Raw genomic sequence first — 16,921 nt, forward strand, 5'->3', positions numbered from 1 at the left:
GGGCGGTGCTTGGCGGGATCGAAGATGGTCGGCGCGGGGGCTCTCAGGCACTCATGGGGTAGGTAAACAGCAGCAGGTGAGTGAGGTTAAGTCCCCAGTGCACCAGCACCGCCCACACCAACCGCCCCGTCCAGAGGTAGACAAGCCCGTAGAGCAGCCCGGCACCAAAGGCCACCAGCACGAAGGCGGCACCGCCTGCCAGGTGAGCGATGCCGAACAGGGCGCTGGCCACCAGGAGGGCCAGGGCGGCGCCCCAACGGGCCGCGAGCCAGCGCTGCAGCACGCCGCGGAACAACAGCTCCTCGGCCACGCAGGTGTTGAGCAGGTTGGCGACAGCGAACACCCAGAAGCCGGTGGGCAGGCCCGGCCGCCAGTCGACAAGCCCCAGCAGGCTGGCAAGCCCCATCAAGAGCCCCACCCCACCCGCTACCATGAGCGACAGCACCCAGGGCACCTGCCCGTGCGGTACCAGGCTGCACCCAAACAGCGGCACCCAGCCAAGCAGCGCCCATGCCACCAGCACCTTGTCGTGGTTGAAGTAGAAGCCGGTGGGCAGGCTGCCCTCCTTCCACACCATCGCCTCGTCCAGCATCAGTCCGGAATAGCCGGGGAAGGCGTGGAGCACCAGGGTCGTGCTGGCCACCAGCCAGACGGCGAGCCTTGCCGCCTGCGGCCAGGGCGGCAACCGCTGCGTCTGCATCCAGGCGGTCAGTGCCACATAGCCCAGCGCCAGCCATACGAAGAGCCAGCTGGCATACCCGACCAGCCCCGCCATCAGCAGCACGGCCACCGCCCCGCCGACACGCCAGCGCGCCTCGGCGCACAGGCCGAAGAGTATCAGAAGGAGGGAATAGGTGATGCCGAAGGCGAGCAAAAGGCGACCTCTCACTACTTAAATCGTGAAAATCAACTCTTCGGCCGCTTGGCTATCAGCGCTTCCACACGATCTAGTGCGTCTTGAACTTGATTGATAGAGACCTCCCCGAGTGACAAGGCAGAATGAACCTCACCACCAAGCTCAGGGTCACGCAGTGGAACCGGATAAGTGACTTTCCAATTAGTGACTGGCAACAGCTTGACCGCTGGGCTTTTTACCTTAATTTTCAGCAGCGTTCTAGCTGGGTATTTAATTGCACCACATGGCATCTCGATACCTTCAACAGGATCTCTTGGCGACATTTCCATCAGCCCTGGCTCAACCTCAGAGACCGGATCAACTTTATGGAAAGATGCATTCCTAGCTTGTATAAGATATCGAGTTTCCGGCTGACGCCTACTGCGTAGCAAATTGATTGGCTGGCGAACACGACTTCCCTTTTCATAACCAGGGTATCGAGAATATTATCAGCAGAGTTACACGCTGTATTGATACAGGTTCTGAAAGCTTGCCACCATTTTCTAAACTCTGAATGACTCTTGATATTGCGAACGCTCTCCAGATGCTCTCTCGCAAACTGGAGCTGTTCTCTGGCTTCCTCGAGTTTCATCTTATGGCTCATTCAGCTTAGGACTAGTCTAGATACACGAAGGGCCCGCCGATGGCGGGCCCTTCATAGCCTACCGGTTCGCGGGCGCGATCACTCCCACTCGATGGTGGCGGGCGGCTTGCTCGAGACGTCGTAGGTGACGCGGGAGACGCCGCTGATCTCGTTGATGATGCGGTTGGAGACCGTTTCCAGCAGCTCGTAGGGCAGGTGGGCCCAGCGGGCGGTCATGAAGTCGATGGTCTCCACGGCGCGCAGGGCGATGACCCACTCGTAGCGGCGGGCGTCGCCCACCACGCCGACGGACTTCACCGGCAGGAAGACGGCGAAGGCCTGGCTGGTCTTGTGGTACCAGTCCGCCTTGTGCAGCTCCTCGATGAAGATGGCATCGGCCTCGCGCAGGATGTCGGCGTACTCCTTCTTGACCTCGCCGAGGATGCGCACGCCCAGGCCCGGCCCCGGGAAGGGGTGGCGGTAGACCATGTCGTAGGGCAGGCCGAGCTCGAGGCCCATCTTGCGCACCTCGTCCTTGAACAGCTCGCGCAGCGGCTCCACCAGCTTGAGCTTCATGGTCTCCGGCAGGCCGCCCACGTTGTGGTGCGACTTGATCACGTGCGCCTTGCCGGTCTTGGCGGCGGCGGACTCGATCACGTCCGGATAGATGGTGCCCTGGGCCAGGAAGTCCACACCCTCGATCTTCGCCGCCTCGGCGTCGAAGACGTCGATGAAGGTGTTGCCGATGATCTTGCGCTTGGCCTCGGGGTCGGCCACGCCCTCGAGCCGCGAGAGGAACTGCTCCTCGGCGTCGACGCGGATCACCTTCACGCCCATGTGGCGGGCGAAGGTCTCCATCACCTGGTCGCCCTCGGCCTTGCGCAAGAGGCCGTTGTCGACGAAGACGCAGGTGAGCTGGTCGCCGATCGCCTTGTGCAGCAGGGCCGCCACCACCGAGGAATCGACGCCGCCGGAGAGGCCGAGCAGCACGTGGCGGTCGCCCACCTGGGCGCGCACGCGCTCGATCTGGTCCTCGATGATCTGGGCCGGGGTCCAGTTGCACTCGGCCTGGCAGATCTCGACCACGAAGTGCTCGAGGATGCGCTGGCCCTGCAGGGTGTGGGTCACCTCGGGGTGGAACTGCACGCCATAGAAGCGCTTCGCCTCCCAGGCCATGGCGGCGATGGGGCAGCTCGGCGTGGAGGCGGTCACGGTGAACTCGGCCGGCACCCGGGCCACCTTGTCGCCGTGGCTCATCCAGACGTCGAGCAGGCTCTTGCCGGTGTCGTGGTCGATGTGGTCGGCGATGTCGCGGAACAGCGCGGTGGGCTCGTCGATGCGGATCTGGGCGTAGCCGAACTCGCGGATATTGGAACCTTCCACGGCGCCGCCGAGCTGCTCGGCCATGGTCTGCATGCCGTAGCAGATGCCCAGCACCGGCAGGCCCATCTCGAACACGCACTGGGGAGCGCGGGGCGAGCCCAGCTCGGTGACCGACTCCGGGCCGCCGGCGAGGATGATGCCGTTGGGGTTATACTCGCGGATCTCGGCCTCGGTGATGTCGAAGGCGCGGATCTCGGAGTAGACGCCGATCTCGCGCACCCGGCGGGCGATCAGCTGGGTGTACTGGGAGCCGAAGTCGAGGATCAGGATCTTGTAGGCGTGAATGTCGGTCATTGAGAGGGTCTCTGTGGCCGCCACAGGCAGCGAGCGAATCCAAAAACACGAGCGGCGGGGGTCAGCCCCGCCGCGATTTTAGCTGGCCAGCACCTAGCCCGCGCGGTAGTTGGGGGCTTCCTTGGTGATCTGCACATCGTGCACGTGGGATTCGGCGAAGCCGGCCCCGGTGATCTGCACGAACTGCGGCTTGGTGCGCATCTCCTGGATGTCGCGGCAGCCGGTGTAGCCCATGGAGGCGCGCAGGCCGCCCATCATCTGGTGGACGATGGCGCTCATCATGCCCTTGTAGGGCACCCGGCCCTCGATGCCCTCCGGCACCAGCTTCTCGGCGCCGGCGTCCTTGTCCTGGAAGTAGCGGTCGGCGCTGCCCTGGCTCTGGGCCATGGCGCCCATGGAGCCCATGCCGCGGTAGGCCTTGTAGGTACGGCCCTGGAACAGCTCGACCTCGCCCGGGGCCTCCTCGGTGCCGGCCAGCAGGCCGCCCACCATTACCGCGCTGGCGCCGGCGGCGATCGCCTTGGCCAGGTCGCCGGAGAAGCGCACGCCGCCATCGGCGATCAGCGGAATATCGTAGGGCGCGAGCGCCTCGGCCACGTTGGCCACCGCGGTGATCTGCGGCACGCCCACACCGGCGACCACGCGAGTGGTGCAGATGGAGCCGGGGCCGATGCCCACCTTGACGGCGTCGGCACCCGCTTCGGCCAGGTCCTTCGCCGCCTCGGCGGTGGCGATGTTGCCGCCCACCACCTGGATCTGCGGGAAGTGCTCCTTCACCCAGCGCACCCGGTCGATCACCCCCTTGGAGTGGCCGTGGGCGGTATCGACGATGATCACGTCGACGCCGGCCTCGGCCAGGGCGGCGACGCGATCCGGCGTCTCGGGGCCGGTACCCACCGCGGCACCGACCAGCAGGCGGCCATCGGCGTCCTTGGCGGCGAGGGGGAAGGTGCGCGCCTTCTCGATGTCCTTGAAGGTGACCAGGCCGCGCAGGTGGAAGCGGTCATCCACCACCAGCATCTTCTCGACGCGGTGCTCCTGCATCTTGGCCTTGATGATGTCGAGGCCGGTGCCCTCGGGCACGGTGACCAGGCGCTCGCGGGGGGTCATGATGTCGGAGACGCTGTCGCCGTGGTTGGGCTGGAAGCGCATGTCGCGCTCGGTGACCAGGCCCACCAGGCTCTCGCCCTCCACCACCGGGAAGCCGGAGAAGCCGTGCTCCTTGGCCATGGCCAGCAGGTCGGCCAGCTTGGCCTTGGGCCCCACGGTCACCGGGTCCTTGACGATCACGCTCTCGTGCTTCTTGACCTTGCGCACCTCGGCGGCCTGGTGGGGGATCGTCATGTTCTTGTGGATGATGCCGATGCCGCCTTCCTGGGCCATGGCGATGGCCAGGCGGGCCTCGGTCACGGTGTCCATGGCCGCGGAGACCAGGGGAATGTTGAGGAAGAGATCGCGGGTCAGGCGGGTCCGCAGGCTGACGTCCTTGGGCAGGACCTCGGAATAGCCGGGAACGAGCAAGACGTCATCGAACGTAAGAGCTTCTTGGGCCATACGTAACATAATCGGCAACACCCAGTGAGCTGGTGGGAAGGGGGTCGTGAAGTTAATCAACCATTATAACGCCCCGAGGCGGGCAACGTCACGGGGGGTGGGGCCCTGTCGAGAGGGTCACATAACACTAGAAAACCATTCATTACCCATGATTACGGTGGCTGCGCTAGGGTGAGAGTCATCCCCTGCGGGGGCGTAACGCCATGAATCGGGAATCGATCAAAGGAAATGGCACGATCAAGGAGCGAACCATGAGCATGAAGAAGTCCACCCTGACCCTCGCCATCGCCGCCCTGGCCGGCGGCCTCACCCTGGGCGCCCAGGCCCAGCCGGCCTACGAGCCCCAGGGCCTCTACTCCGCCGAGGACATCCTCGACGCCGATGTCTACCTGACCAGCGACCCCGACGAGCGCGTCGGCGAGGTCGAGGACATCCTCTTCGACGAGGCGATGCAGGTAACCGCCCTGGTAATCGAGAGCGGCAGCGTTCTGGGACTCGGCGGGCGCGACTTCATCGTCGAGTCGGGCCAGTTCACCCTGATCACCCATTACGATGACGACGGCGAGACCGAGCACCGCGTGATGCTCGAGGCCAGCGCCGAGGCGATCGAGGGCTACCCGGTCTACAGCGACGACTGGTGGGACAGGGCCCGGGAGCGCTCCCGTGAGGCCTGGCTGCAGACCCAGGATGGCGCCGAGAGCGCCTGGCAAACCACCCAGGAGGGCGCCGAGCGCGCCTGGGACACCACCCGCGAGAATGCTCAGCGGGCCTGGGAAGCCGCCCGTGATGCGGTGGGCGCCGACGACTGAGGCGCGCCGACGACTGAGGCGCCCCCTCCCCTCAACCCGCCGCGGCGCTCGCCGCCGCCAGGTTTGCCGCCGGGCCCCGTGCCCGGCGGCGCCGTCTCCGGGAGGGGCTCGCGCCACCGGCGGCGTGGTAGGCTGATGACGCCGCCCCAGGAGCCCAATCCATGTCCGCCACTCCCGACGCCCCCGATGCCCTCTCCGTCAGCGAGGTGAACCGCCGCGCCCGCCAGACCCTGGAGCGGGACCTCGGCGAGCTGTGGGTCGAGGGGGAGCTCTCCGGGGTGTCGCGGCCGAGCTCCGGCCACCTCTACTTCACCCTCAAGGACGACCAGGCCCAGCTGCGCTGTGCGCTGTTCCGCACCCGCGCCCGCTTCGTGGCCGCGCCCATGCGCGACGGTGATCGCGTGCGGGTGCGCGGCCGGCTGTCGATCTTCGAGCCCCGCGGCGACTACCAGCTGATCGCCGAGGCCGTGCAGGCGGCCGGGGTCGGCGAGCTGCTGGCCGCCTTCGAGGCGCTCAAGGCCAGGCTCGCCGCCGAAGGGGTGTTCGCCAACGCCCGACCGCTGCCCTGCCCGCCCCGCCACCTGCTGGTGCTCACCTCCCCCACCGGGGCGGCGATCCGCGACGTGCTGGCGGTGCTGGCGGCGCGCTGGCCCCTGGCCCAGATCACCCTGATTCCGGTGCCGGTCCAGGGGCGCGAGGCGGCCCCGGCGATGATCGCGGCGCTGGGGCTGCTCAATCGCCAGGCGGCGCTGGACCCGGCCAGGGACGCGATCCTGATCACCCGCGGCGGCGGCAGCCTGGAGGACCTGTGGGCCTTCAACGACGAGCACCTGGCCCGGGCGATCTTCCACTCGCGACTGCCGGTGATGTCGGCGGTGGGCCACGAGGTGGATGTGACCCTGGCCGACTTCGCCGCCGATGCCCGGGCGCCGACCCCCTCCGCCGCCGCCGAGCAGCTGGTGCCGGACCGGCGCGAGCTGGCCCGCCGACTGGACGCGCTGTCGACTCGCCTGGCCCGGGCCACCGAGGGGCGCCTGGAGCGCGAGGGGCAGCGGCTCGACCACCTGCGTGCCCGTCTGCGCCACCCCGGCGAGGTGCTGAGCGGCCGCCGCGAGGCCCTGACGCGGCTGCAGGGTCGGCTGGCCCGCGCCCTGGCCGGACGCCTCGAGGCCGAGCGTCGTCACCAGCAGCAGCTGGCGACCCGCCTGGCCGCCCATGCGCCGGCACGGCGCCTGACGGAGGCCAGGGAGCGCCTCGCGCGGGCCCAGGCGCGACTGCACGCCGCCATGCCCCGACAGCTGGCAAGCCACCGCCAGCAGCTGGGGGCGGTGGCTCGCGAGCTGCAGGCGGTGAGCCCCCTGGCCGTGCTGGGGCGCGGCTATGCGATTCTCGAGGATGAGCGGGGTTTGGTGGTGCGCCGCGCCGCCGACACCGCGCCGGGTCAGTCGCTCACCGCGAGGCTCGGCGAGGGGATCCTCGACCTCAGGGTGGTCCGCACCGACGCCTGCGACACCACACCGCAGGAGAGGACTCGATCGGGTTGATAGATTTTGGAATATAGATATTCATTAAAATAATATCCAAGATGACATTCGACGCCTGAGACGAGACGCCGGTCTCCACCGCCAGGCACCCGAGTTCCGCCGTGTGCCCCCTGGTCACACGATTCGCTCAGTAGAGAGGAGTCACACCATGTCACTGCGCATCAACGACGTTGTCCCGGATTTCGAAGCCGATACCAGCCAGGGACCGATCCGTTTCCACGAGTGGATCGGCGACAGCTGGGCCATCCTGTTCTCTCACCCCAAGGACTTCACCCCTGTCTGCACCACCGAGTTCGGCGCGGTCGCTCGCCTCAATGAGGAGTGGCAGAAGCGCGGCACCAAGGTGATCGGCATCTCCGTCGACGGCGTGGAGGAGCACAAGCAGTGGATCGGCGACATCGCCAGCTACGCCGGCTGCGACGTGGGCTTCCCGATCATCGCCGACGAGGACCTCAAGGTCGCCAAGCTGTTCGACATGCTGCCCGCCGACGCCTACCTGCCGGACGGCCGCACCCCCGATGACAGCGCCACCGTGCGCGCCGTCTTCATCATCGGCCCGGACAAGAAGCTCAAGCTCGCCATGATCTACCCGATGAACGTGGGCCGTAACTTCGCCGAGGTCGTGCGCGCCCTCGACGCCCTGCAGACCGCCAACGGCCAGGGTGTCGCCACCCCCGCCGACTGGACCATCGGCCAGGACGTGATCGTGCCGCTGTCGCTCTCCGACGAGGCGGCCGAGGCGAAGTTCGGCAAGATCGAGAAGGTCTTCCCCTACCTGCGCAAGGCCAAGCTGCCCGGCTGATTCTGCCCCTCCCCGCAACGCAAGACCCCCGCCGAGGCGGGGGTCTTGCGTTGGGAGCTCAGCGATCCGGCTTGAAGGCCCCGGGCTCCAGCTCATGACGCCCCAGCAGCTTGTAGAAGTCGGTCCGGTTGCGCCCGGCGATGCGGGCCGCCTGGGTCACGTTGCCTTCGGTGATCTTGAGCACCTTGATCAGGTAGCTGCGCTCGAAGGCGGCCCGGGCGTCGTTGAAGGTAGGCAGGGCGCTGTCCTCGGCGATCAGCGCCTGGGAGACCAGGGCCTCCGGGATGATCGCCGTGCTGGTCAGCGCCACGCACTGCTCCACCACGTTGACCAGCTGACGCACGTTGCCCGGCCAGGCACTGGCGGCCAGCAGGTTGAGCGCCTCCGGCGAGAAGCCCTTGACGAAGGGCTTGTGGCGCTCGGCCGCCTTGGCCACCAGATGCTTGGCCAGCAGCGGTACGTCCTCGGCGCGCTCCTTGAGGGCCGGCAGGCGCAGGTTGACCACGTTGAGGCGGTAGTAGAGATCCTCGCGGAACTCCCCCTCGCGCATGGCACGATCCAGATCGCGGTGGGTGGCGGAGATGATGCGCACGTCGATGGGGATCGACTGGGTCGAGCCCAGCGGGCGGATCTGGCGCTCCTGGAGGGCGCGCAGCAGCTTCACCTGCAGCGGCAGCGGCATGTCGCCGATCTCGTCGAGGAACAGGGTGCCCCCGTCGGCGGCCTGGAACAGGCCGTTGTGCTCGCTGACCGCCCCGGTGAAGGCCCCCTTGGCGTGACCGAACAGCTCGCTCTCCAGCAGCTGCTCCGGCAGGGCCCCGCAGTTGATCGCCACGAAGGGCTTGCCGGCGCGGCGGCTCACCCGATGGATGGCATTGGCCAGCAGCTCCTTGCCCGAGCCGGAGGGGCCGGTGATCAGCACGCTGACGTCGGAGCCGGCCACCATCCGGGCCTGCTCGAGGATGCGCTCCATCACCGGGCTTCGGGTGATGATCTCGGCCCGCCAGGCGTCGTCACCCTCGAGGGCAGGGCCGGGCGCCTGGGCCAGGGCCTGGTCGATGGCCGCGAACAGCTCGTCGCGGTCCACCGGCTTGGTGAGGAAGCTGAAGACCCCCTGGCGGGTGGCGCTGACCGCATCGGGAATCGAGCCGTGGGCGGTGAGCAGGATCACCGGCAGCCCGGGTGCCTGGCGCTGCACCTCCTGGAACAGCGCCAGGCCGTCCATCTCGTCCATGCGCAGGTCGGTGAGGACCAGCTCCGGGCGATCGAGCTCCAGCACCTTGAGCGCCTCGCGGCCGCTCTCGGCGGTGGTGACCCGGAAGCCGCGGCTCTCCAGGCGCATGCCCAGCAGCTTGAGCAGGCTCACATCGTCATCGACCAGCAGGATATGCGGGCCGGTGGAACCGCGCGGGCCCGGCGCCACGCCGCCCGCCATCCGGACGCCCTGGGTGTGGGCCTGCTGGTGCAGGGAGGTCGCGTGTTTCACGGTCGTTCTCCTGTCATTCGGTCTGCTGTCGCAGGTTGATGCTCTGCTCGATGGCAGTGAGCGCCTCGAGCTTCTCGGCCAGGTCGGCGTTCTCCTCCTCCAGCGCCGCGCGGCGCTTTTCGGCATCGGCCAGCTCGCCCCGCGTACGCTCCAGGCGGCCGACCATGGCGCGGCGCCCCTCCAGCTCGTTCAGCCAGTAGCGCAGCAGCGGCTGCAGCTCCACCGGTGCCGCGGCGAGGTCGGCCTTGAAGAGCTCGGCGGCCTGGTCCCACTCGCGCTCGTTGCCCCAGGCAAGCGCCACGGCGCGGGCCAGGCGGCGCTCGTTGGCGCTCCCCTGGAGCCGGGTGAGCATGCCGTCGCGCCAGGCACGGTCGCCACGCTGGGAGACCAGCCCGAAGGCCACCCAGTCATGCAGCAGGCACGCCTTGTCGTCGAAGCCGGGCACCTCGGCATGGCAGCCGCTGACCGCCGACGCCGCCGCGCTGAGCGCGGGCCGGGACGGCTGGGCAAAGGGCGATTCCGGAAGCAGTTCGCAGCCGGCAAGCCAGAGCACACTCGCACAGGCCAGCAGGGGGCGTAGTCGCATGAGGGTCAGTTCCTTGCATGGTGGCCCGCCTCCAGGGCGGGCATCCGGGAATGGGGTAGCGCCTCGATCGGTATCCCGAGCGGCAGGGTCAACCGGAAGCAGACCGCCAGGCGGTCATCCTCGACCAGCTCGAGCCGGCCGTGCTGGAGCCGGGCGCAGTCGGCGGCCACGGAGAGGCCGATGCCGGACCCCTTGAGCGGCCCCTTGCGTCGGGCGCGGCCCTGATAGAAGGCCTCGAACAGCCGGTGGCGGTCCTCCTCGGCGATGGCGTCACCGCTGTTGGCCACATCCACCTCCAGCCGGTCGCGCAGGCGCTTGGCGCGAATCTCCAGCTCGCCGCCATCCGCTCCGTAGGCGATGGCGTTGGAGATCAGGTTGTCGAGGATGCGGGCGGTAATGGTGCGATCCAGCGACCACTCCAGGGGGGCGTCGAAGCAGGTCACCCGCATGCCCTTGCTGGAGAGGGCCAGGCGATGCTTGGCCAGCACCTCCCGGATCACCACGGTGATGTCCAGTCGCTCCGGGGCAATCTGGCGGTTGTGCTGGAGCAGGTTGTAGTCGAGCAGCTGCTCGATCAGCCGCTGCAGTTCGGCACCGCTGGCGTCGATCAGCCCGAGCACCTCGAGCTGGCGCGGGGTCAGCTCGCCGGCCACGCCATCGGCGAGCAGCGCCGTTCCCTCGCGCACGCTGGCCAGCGGCGTCTTGAGCTCGTGGGACATGTGGCGCAGGAACTGCTGCTTCTCGGCCTCGAGCTCGTCCAGCCGCGAGGCGAGCCAGTCGAGGCGCTCGTCGAGCTGGACCAGCTCGGCCGGCCCCTGCACGGGCCTGGCCACATCCCGCGGCACCCCGCTGCCGATGCCCAGGATGCGCCGCTCGAGCTGGCGCACCGGGCGGATGATCAGCCAGGTGAAGAGCAGCATCAGCACCAGGCTGGCCGAGACCAGCGCCGCGGTCTGCAGCCACAGCCGGGTCTGCACCCCCTCGGCGCGCTCGCGGATGCTCTCGATGCGGATGTCGATATGGCGGTTGGTGGCGCGCCGAATCGCCTCGGTGCGTTCGGCGAAGGGGGGAAACAGCACCAGCTGCTCGCGAAACGCCTCCAGGGGCAGCTCGGGCAGGCGCTCCAGCACCTCCAGCTGGCGCTCCAGCACCGCCACATCGGGCTCCTCGCCGAGCAGCAGGCGCTGGTGGGCGAGAATCGCCCGATACTCCTCGAGGCGCTCGGCATAGATCTCGAGCAGGCTCTCCTGCTCCACCACCGCATACTGGCGGGCGCTGCGTTCCATCTCCAGCGCCAGGGCTCCCAGGGTGCGCGCACGACGGGTCTCCTCCACCGCCTGGCGGGCACTGACATCGGCCAGGCGCGACAGCTCCGAGAGTGCCTGGCCGGCCTGGAACATCAGCACGCCAAGCGGCAGCATCACCACGAGAAAGGCGAGCAGCACGAGCTGAAACAGTGAACGGGGGCGCCAGCGACGCGTCACACGAGTAGTCATGTCCAGCGTTCTTTGCAGGATGAATCGGGGCAGAAAAGCAGGAGATACCGCCATCTTCTTGACCTGTAGGATACCAGAGTTCTGCCAGCCGACGCGGCACCAAACTTCCTGCTCGCATCCCGCCAGCTGCCGATTCGGCGAGCACGAGGCGGAAAAAAAAGGGCCGGCGGAGCCGGCCCAAGTACGCAGGGAACTGAAGGGTCTGGAAAGTGGGCCAAAGGACCGCCTGACCGGTACAGTCGACACGCTTTCCGTGGGCCCTGAGGCCCCGAAGCCATGTGGACCCCTTCGCCGCCAGGGGCTGGTTCCACATGCGGGTGGCGTACCATGGAATGGCCCACCGCCCTGCTTCGTTCCTGGCACCACCGCCTCGGCCGGACCGATGGCGATGCTGCGCGATTCGATCCCCCCGAAGGGGGAGAGGCATCCATGCCAGGGCATCCTTGCCCAAAGTGGTACACGTCCTTGACTACGTCGGTACCCGTCTCATCGCAACCTTGAGTCACACATCGCTAGGAGCAGACGCTGATCGCCCTGGGGGCCGGGCGCACAGGGCAGTGATTGCCCGAACTCCCTGGCGATCGAAAGCGGTTCGAGCCGTAGTGAACCGCTTCCGTTGCTCACCTAGACTATTGCGATCCACGTGCCAAAAATGGCAACAACTATTAAAAATCAGCTAGTTAAAAACAGCACGACCGAGGGAAAGCGGCCAGGAGAGGGAAACAGGGCCCTCAGGGGGCCCTGGAGGGCGCTTTTCTGTTGCCAGTTGGCGACGGCTTTATTCGCGAAGAAAAATACCCCTTTATAATCAAGTGCTTTTGATGTCACCCTCTGGCGACATCGAAACCCGGGGCGACGCAGAAAGGCGACGCCCCGGGTTTCGGGCAGCGGTTTGGCAGGGGGAGATGGCGTCTCAGCCGCGCCCGGGGGGGAGCGGCTTGACCAGGATCTTGGACTTGCGCGCGTGGTTGTAGGTGTCGCGCTTGAGCGGCGGCAGCGCGTCGATATCGGCCAGGCGGAAGCCGTGCTCGAAGAACCAGTGGGTGGTGTGGGTGGTGAGCGCGAACAGCGAGGCCAGGCCGAGGCGCCGGGCACGCCGCTCGACCTCGGCGAGCAGCAGCTCGCCGCGGCTGCCGCCACGATAGTCGCCATGCACCGCCACGCAGGCCAGCTCGCCCATGTCGGCGGCGTCGAAGGTGTGCAGGGCGGCACAGGCGATGATCATGCCGTCGCGCTCGATCACCAGGTAGTCGTCGATCTCGTGCTCGAGGCGCTCCCGGGAGCGCGGCACCAGCATGCCGCGGTGCTCGAGGGGCTCGAGCAGCTCGAGCAGGCCGCCGATGTCGGCCAGCTCCGCCGGGCGCAGCTGCTCGTAGCGATGCTGGGTGATCATGGTGCCCACCCCGTCGCGGGTGAACAGCTCACCGAGCAGGGCGTCATGGTCGTGCCAGGAGAGCAGATGGGTGCGCGCCACCCCGTGGCGGGCGGCCTGGCAGGCCGCCTCCAGGTGGCGGGCCAGCTCGCTGCCGGCCAGCGCCTGCCCGAGCAGCGGCTCGGCCTCGCCCGGGGTGAGCTGACGCTGCATCTGGCCGCTCTGGTCGAACAGGCCGCTGGCCTCGCCGAGCAGGATCAGCTTGTCGGCGCCGAGCGCCATGGCGGCGTGCTGGGCCACGTCGGAGGCGTTCAAGTCGAACACCTCGCCGGTGCTGGAGAAGCCCAGCGGCGGCAGCACCACCAGCGAGCCCCGCTCCAGCAGCCCCTGAATGGCCGCGGCGCGCACCCGGCGCACCTCGCCGCTGCGGTCGAAGTCGACCCCCTCGCGCACCCCCAGCGGCTTGGCCATCACTAGGTTGCCGGAGACCGCGGTGAGCTCGACGCCGTGCATGGGGGTGTTGGGCAGCCCCAGCGACAGCCGCGCCTCGAGCCACAGGCGCTGCTCGGCGGCGACCCGCTCGATGCAGGCCATCACCGCCTCGTCGGCGATCCAGCGTCCCTGATGCAGGCCGGGCGAGATGCCGGCCTCGTCCAGGGCCTGCTGCACCTGGGGGCGGATGCCGAACACCACCACCAGGCGCACGCCCAGGGTGTGCAGCAGCGCCAGGTCCTGGATCAGCTGCTCCCCTCGCCCGCGCGCCATGGCCTCGCCCTCGATCAGGATGACGAAGGTGCGCCCGCGGTGGGCGTTGATGTAGGGCGACGAGTTGCGGAACCAGTCGACGAAGGGGAAGCGTGTGTCCAAGAACCTCTCTCCGGGGCGATGAATGCGGGGAAGCGAGAATCGAGAATAGCAGAGCCGCGAAAGCCGCGGCACCAGCGACGAGACACCGCCGAATGCTGGATCTGGTACTGAAGGAATTCGGATTTGCGTCTCGAGCGATGACAGGCTGGCCGCCGCCGGCGCGCAGACGCCGGAGTGTAGCTCGCTACATGAGGACGGCGAGCACCGCCGGCGACCAGGATGTCGAGCGCAGTAGCAAATCAGTTTTCTTCAGCCGAAGATCCCCTTGAAGGTGAAAAAGAACAGGATCGACAGGCCCGCGCCGGCCGGCAGGGTGATCAGCCAGGACATCACGATGGTGCCGATCACGCCCAGGTTGAGCGCCGCCATGCCGCGGGCCAGGCCCACCCCCAGCACCGCCCCCACCAGGGTATGGGTCGTGGAGATCGGCAGGCCGGTGCCCGAGGCCAGCACCACGGTGGTGGCGGCGGCCAGGGTAGCAGCGAAGCCGCGGCTGGGGGTCAGCTCGGTGATGCCGGTGCCCACGGTGGCGATCACCTTGTGGCCATAGGTGACCAGGCCGAAGACGATGCCGCCACCGCCCAGCACCAGCACCCACCAGGGCACCAGGGCCGCGCTGTCGATCACGCCGTCGCTGCGCACCACGCTGATCACCGCGGCCAGCGGACCGACGGCGTTGGCCACGTCGTTGGAGCCGTGGGCGAAGGCCATGGCACAGGCGGTGAAGATCATCAGCACGCCGAACACCCGCTCCACGTTGCTGAAGCCGAAGTGGTCATCGGCGCGCCGCTCGTACTTGATGCGCCGCTGCAGGGAGATGCCGATCCCCATGATGACGGCACCGATCAGCAACGAGAAGAGGAAGCTCTGGCCGAAGCTGAGGTCGAGGCCGACATGGGTCAGGCCCTTGGTCAGGGTCACCATGGCGACGATGAAGCCGACCAGGAAGGTGTAGACCGGCACATAGCGCTTGGCGGCGGCGAAGGGGTCGTGGGACTCGAAGATCAGGTGCTGTACCGACTTGAAGAGCACGAAGGCGATGGTGCCGGCCAGCAGCGGCGAGACCACCCAGCTGGAGGCGATGGTGCCTACCCGGTTCCAGGCGACCGCCTCCATGCCGAGCCCCACGGCGCCGAAGCCGACGATGGCGCCGACGATGGAGTGGGTGGTGGAGACCGGCCAGCCCTTGGCGGAGGCCACCAGCAGCCAGATGGCGGCGGCCAGCAGCGCGGAGAGCATGCCGTAGACCAGCAGCTGTGGGTTGGCCTCCAGCAGCGCCGGGTCGACGATGCCGCCGCGGATGGTGGCCGTCACCTCGCCGCCGGCCAGCCAGGCGCCGAGGAACTCGAAGATCACGGCGATGATGATCGCCTGCTTGATGGTGATGGCCTTGGAGCCCACCGAGGTGCCCATGGCATTGGCCACGTCGTTGGCACCGACACCCCAGGCCATGAAGAAGCCGAAGAGGCAGGCCAGGATGATGAAGATTTCGCCGTGCTGCGCGATGATCGACATAGGGAGTGGTTTCCTATGTGGCTTGTCGTGAGTGGCGTGGGTGGCAGGCCCGGGATCGGCGGGCCGGGGGGGTAGGAGGGCTCAGCGGGCCGTCAGGATCTGCAGGCGGCTGCCCACGCGCTCGGCGCGGTCGGAGAGTTCGCCGACCCAGTCGATGATCTTGTAGAGGAAGATCACGTCCACCGGCGGCAGCTCGCTCTCCAGCTCGAAGAGCTGGCGGCGAATGGCCACCTGCTGGCCGTCGGCCTGCTGCTCGAGCACGTGCAGCTGGCGGATCAGGCGCTGCATCACGTCGGAGACATTGCGACCGAAGCCGGACTCCAGCAGCGCCTCGAGCTCCTCCATGGCCTCCCGGGCCTGGGCCACGCAGGCCACCGCGGTGCGCATGTAGTCGCGCATGGCGCCGGCCAGGGGCTCGGGGATCTGCATGGTGCGGCCGAGCATGATGCCGGTGATGTCGCGCACCTTGTTGGCCATCTTGTCCTGGACGCTGATCAGCTCCAGCAGGTCGGTGCGTGAGACCGGCAGAAAGAGGGTGTTGGGCAGGTTGAGGCGCAGCTCGGTCTTGAGCTCGTCGGCCTCGTGCTCCAGGCGCGTGATGGTCTCGCGGACCCTCGCGGCCTCTTCCCAGTCACCGGCCAGGGAGGCCTCGAAGAAGGGCAGCAGCTGGTCGGCACACTCCTGCGCCTTGACGATATGCGCCAGCAACGGCTGGAATGGCGAACGACCGAACATGGCCGAGAAGGGGTTGGGGGTAACCATAGGATTCTGTCGGCTTGGCAAATGGCGGCGACAGTATAGAGGGCACCCCTCCCAGCGTCATGGAAAAATCATCCAGAATTCATCGACACGAGGTGGCACCGCCATGAGTCATGAGATAGAGCTGAAGCTCGCCCTGGGCCAGGAGGGCCCCGCGGCGCTGCGCCGCCACCCCCTGCTGGCGGGCCTCGCCTGCGAGGTGCAGCACCTCGGCAACACCTACTTCGACACCCCCCAGGGCGACTTGGAAGGGGCGCGCATGGCACTGCGCCTGCGGCGTCTGAACGGTCGGGTGCTGCAGACGGTGAAGACCCGCGGCGCGGGCGGCGGCGGGCTGTCGCGCCGCGGCGAGTGGGAGTGGGAGGTCCCCGGGCCGGGGCTCGACCTGGCGGGCCTGGCCGGGCTGCCGCCGGCCCCGCTGGGCGACGAGGTACTCGCCCGGCTCGAGCCTCGCTTCACCACCGACTTCCGCCGCGAGACCCGCCTCATCGATCACGCCGGGGCGCGCATCGAGGTGGCCCTGGACGAGGGGGAGATCGCGGCCGCCGGCCGGCGGGTGGCCATCCGCGAACTGGAACTCGAGCTCAAGGAGGGCGAACCCGAGGCCCTCTGGTCGCTGGCCGAGGCGCTGGCCGGCGCGGTGCCACTGCGCCCCGCGGACACCAGCAAGGCCGCCCGGGGTGGCGCCCTGCTGGCCGGCGCCTGGCGGCTGCCCGAGGGGGGCACGCCCAGTGCCTGGCTGCATCGCGCCGTGGTGGCCCTGGATGCCCTGGCCGACAGCGACGATGACACCTGGCGCCAGGCGGCCAGGGAGGCCCTCGCGCGGCTGGCCGAGGCGAGCAGCGACCGCGGTGACGCGGCGCGAGGGCTGGCCGAGGCGCTTGGCGATCCGGCCTGGCTGACCCCGGCGTTCGGCCTGGCCATGGTGCGCCTGGCCCGGCGCCTGCCCACCGACAACGCCCTCGCCTGACCCTGT

General features: G+C 68.2%; 15 protein-coding genes. 4 read left to right on the plus strand and 11 right to left on the minus strand.

The window, feature by feature from the left end:
- Window positions 1-43: 43 nt before the first annotated feature.
- The 5 genes from D1793_RS07170 to guaB all read right to left on the minus strand — a co-directional run bounded on the left by D1793_RS07170 (window position 44) and on the right by guaB (window position 4,718).
- Window positions 44-889 (minus strand): CPBP family intramembrane glutamic endopeptidase, encoded by an 846-nt coding sequence (locus D1793_RS07170; protein ID WP_146209032.1) that lies wholly within the window; start codon window positions 887-889, stop codon window positions 44-46.
- A gap of 17 nt (window positions 890-906) precedes the next feature.
- Window positions 907-1,185, minus strand: coding sequence for a hypothetical protein (locus D1793_RS19400; RefSeq protein ID WP_162899932.1), 279 nt, complete (start codon window positions 1,183-1,185; stop codon window positions 907-909).
- Window positions 1,185-1,487 (minus strand): hypothetical protein, encoded by a 303-nt coding sequence (locus tag D1793_RS19405; protein ID WP_146209033.1) that lies wholly within the window; start codon window positions 1,485-1,487, stop codon window positions 1,185-1,187. Before D1793_RS19405 ends, D1793_RS19400 begins: the two co-directional genes overlap by 1 nt.
- Before the next feature lie 90 nt (window positions 1,488-1,577).
- Window positions 1,578-3,155 (minus strand): glutamine-hydrolyzing GMP synthase, encoded by a 1,578-nt coding sequence (guaA, locus tag D1793_RS07175; protein ID WP_119021554.1) that lies wholly within the window; start codon window positions 3,153-3,155, stop codon window positions 1,578-1,580.
- 93 nt (window positions 3,156-3,248) lie between these two features.
- Window positions 3,249-4,718, minus strand: coding sequence for an IMP dehydrogenase (guaB, locus tag D1793_RS07180; RefSeq protein WP_119021555.1), 1,470 nt, complete (start codon window positions 4,716-4,718; stop codon window positions 3,249-3,251).
- A gap of 242 nt (window positions 4,719-4,960) precedes the next feature.
- On the opposite strand from guaB, the gene D1793_RS07185 reads away from it, so the two are divergent.
- From D1793_RS07185 to D1793_RS07195, 3 genes are all read left to right on the plus strand, one after another.
- Window positions 4,961-5,518 carry a PRC-barrel domain-containing protein gene (locus D1793_RS07185; protein ID WP_346426393.1) on the plus strand — a complete coding sequence of 186 codons (558 nt, stop codon included), beginning with the start codon at window positions 4,961-4,963 and terminating at the stop codon, window positions 5,516-5,518.
- A 161-nt stretch (window positions 5,519-5,679) separates the two neighbouring features.
- Window positions 5,680-7,062 (plus strand): exodeoxyribonuclease VII large subunit, encoded by a 1,383-nt coding sequence (gene xseA, locus D1793_RS07190; protein ID WP_119021556.1) that lies wholly within the window; start codon window positions 5,680-5,682, stop codon window positions 7,060-7,062.
- A 148-nt stretch (window positions 7,063-7,210) separates the two neighbouring features.
- Window positions 7,211-7,864, plus strand: coding sequence for a peroxiredoxin (locus D1793_RS07195; protein WP_119021557.1), 654 nt, complete (start codon window positions 7,211-7,213; stop codon window positions 7,862-7,864).
- Window positions 7,865-7,922: 58 nt separating this feature from the next.
- Here the strand turns inward: D1793_RS07195 and glrR are convergent, their stop codons facing one another.
- The 6 genes from glrR to D1793_RS07225 all read right to left on the minus strand — a co-directional run bounded on the left by glrR (window position 7,923) and on the right by D1793_RS07225 (window position 15,948).
- Window positions 7,923-9,299 (minus strand): two-component system response regulator GlrR, encoded by a 1,377-nt coding sequence (glrR, locus tag D1793_RS07200; RefSeq protein WP_119023614.1) that lies wholly within the window; start codon window positions 9,297-9,299, stop codon window positions 7,923-7,925.
- Between the two features lie 64 nt (window positions 9,300-9,363).
- Window positions 9,364-9,936 (minus strand): hypothetical protein, encoded by a 573-nt coding sequence (locus D1793_RS07205; protein WP_119021558.1) that lies wholly within the window; start codon window positions 9,934-9,936, stop codon window positions 9,364-9,366.
- 5 nt (window positions 9,937-9,941) lie between these two features.
- Window positions 9,942-11,432 carry an ATP-binding protein gene (locus tag D1793_RS07210; protein ID WP_119021559.1) on the minus strand — a complete coding sequence of 497 codons (1,491 nt, stop codon included), beginning with the start codon at window positions 11,430-11,432 and terminating at the stop codon, window positions 9,942-9,944.
- 913 nt (window positions 11,433-12,345) lie between these two features.
- Window positions 12,346-13,671 carry an amino-acid N-acetyltransferase gene (gene argA, locus D1793_RS07215; RefSeq protein WP_119021560.1) on the minus strand — a complete coding sequence of 442 codons (1,326 nt, stop codon included), beginning with the start codon at window positions 13,669-13,671 and terminating at the stop codon, window positions 12,346-12,348.
- Window positions 13,672-13,920: 249 nt separating this feature from the next.
- Complete coding sequence (locus D1793_RS07220; RefSeq protein WP_119021561.1) at window positions 13,921-15,186, minus strand: inorganic phosphate transporter; 1,266 nt, start codon at window positions 15,184-15,186, stop codon at window positions 13,921-13,923.
- 81 nt (window positions 15,187-15,267) lie between these two features.
- The gene (locus D1793_RS07225; protein WP_119021562.1) at window positions 15,268-15,948 is read right to left on the minus strand and encodes a TIGR00153 family protein; all 681 of its coding nucleotides are present in this window, start codon (window positions 15,946-15,948) and stop codon (window positions 15,268-15,270) included.
- 103 nt (window positions 15,949-16,051) lie between these two features.
- On the opposite strand from D1793_RS07225, the gene D1793_RS07230 reads away from it, so the two are divergent.
- Entirely contained in the window at window positions 16,052-16,915 is an 864-nt protein-coding gene (locus D1793_RS07230; RefSeq protein WP_119021563.1) for a CYTH domain-containing protein, read from the plus strand.
- Window positions 16,916-16,921 lie beyond the last annotated feature (6 nt).

Origin of the sequence: Halomonas sp. JS92-SW72, assembly GCF_003547075.1 — a bacterium.
In the GTDB taxonomy this organism is placed as follows: Bacteria; Pseudomonadota; Gammaproteobacteria; order Pseudomonadales; family Halomonadaceae; genus Halomonas; species Halomonas alkalicola.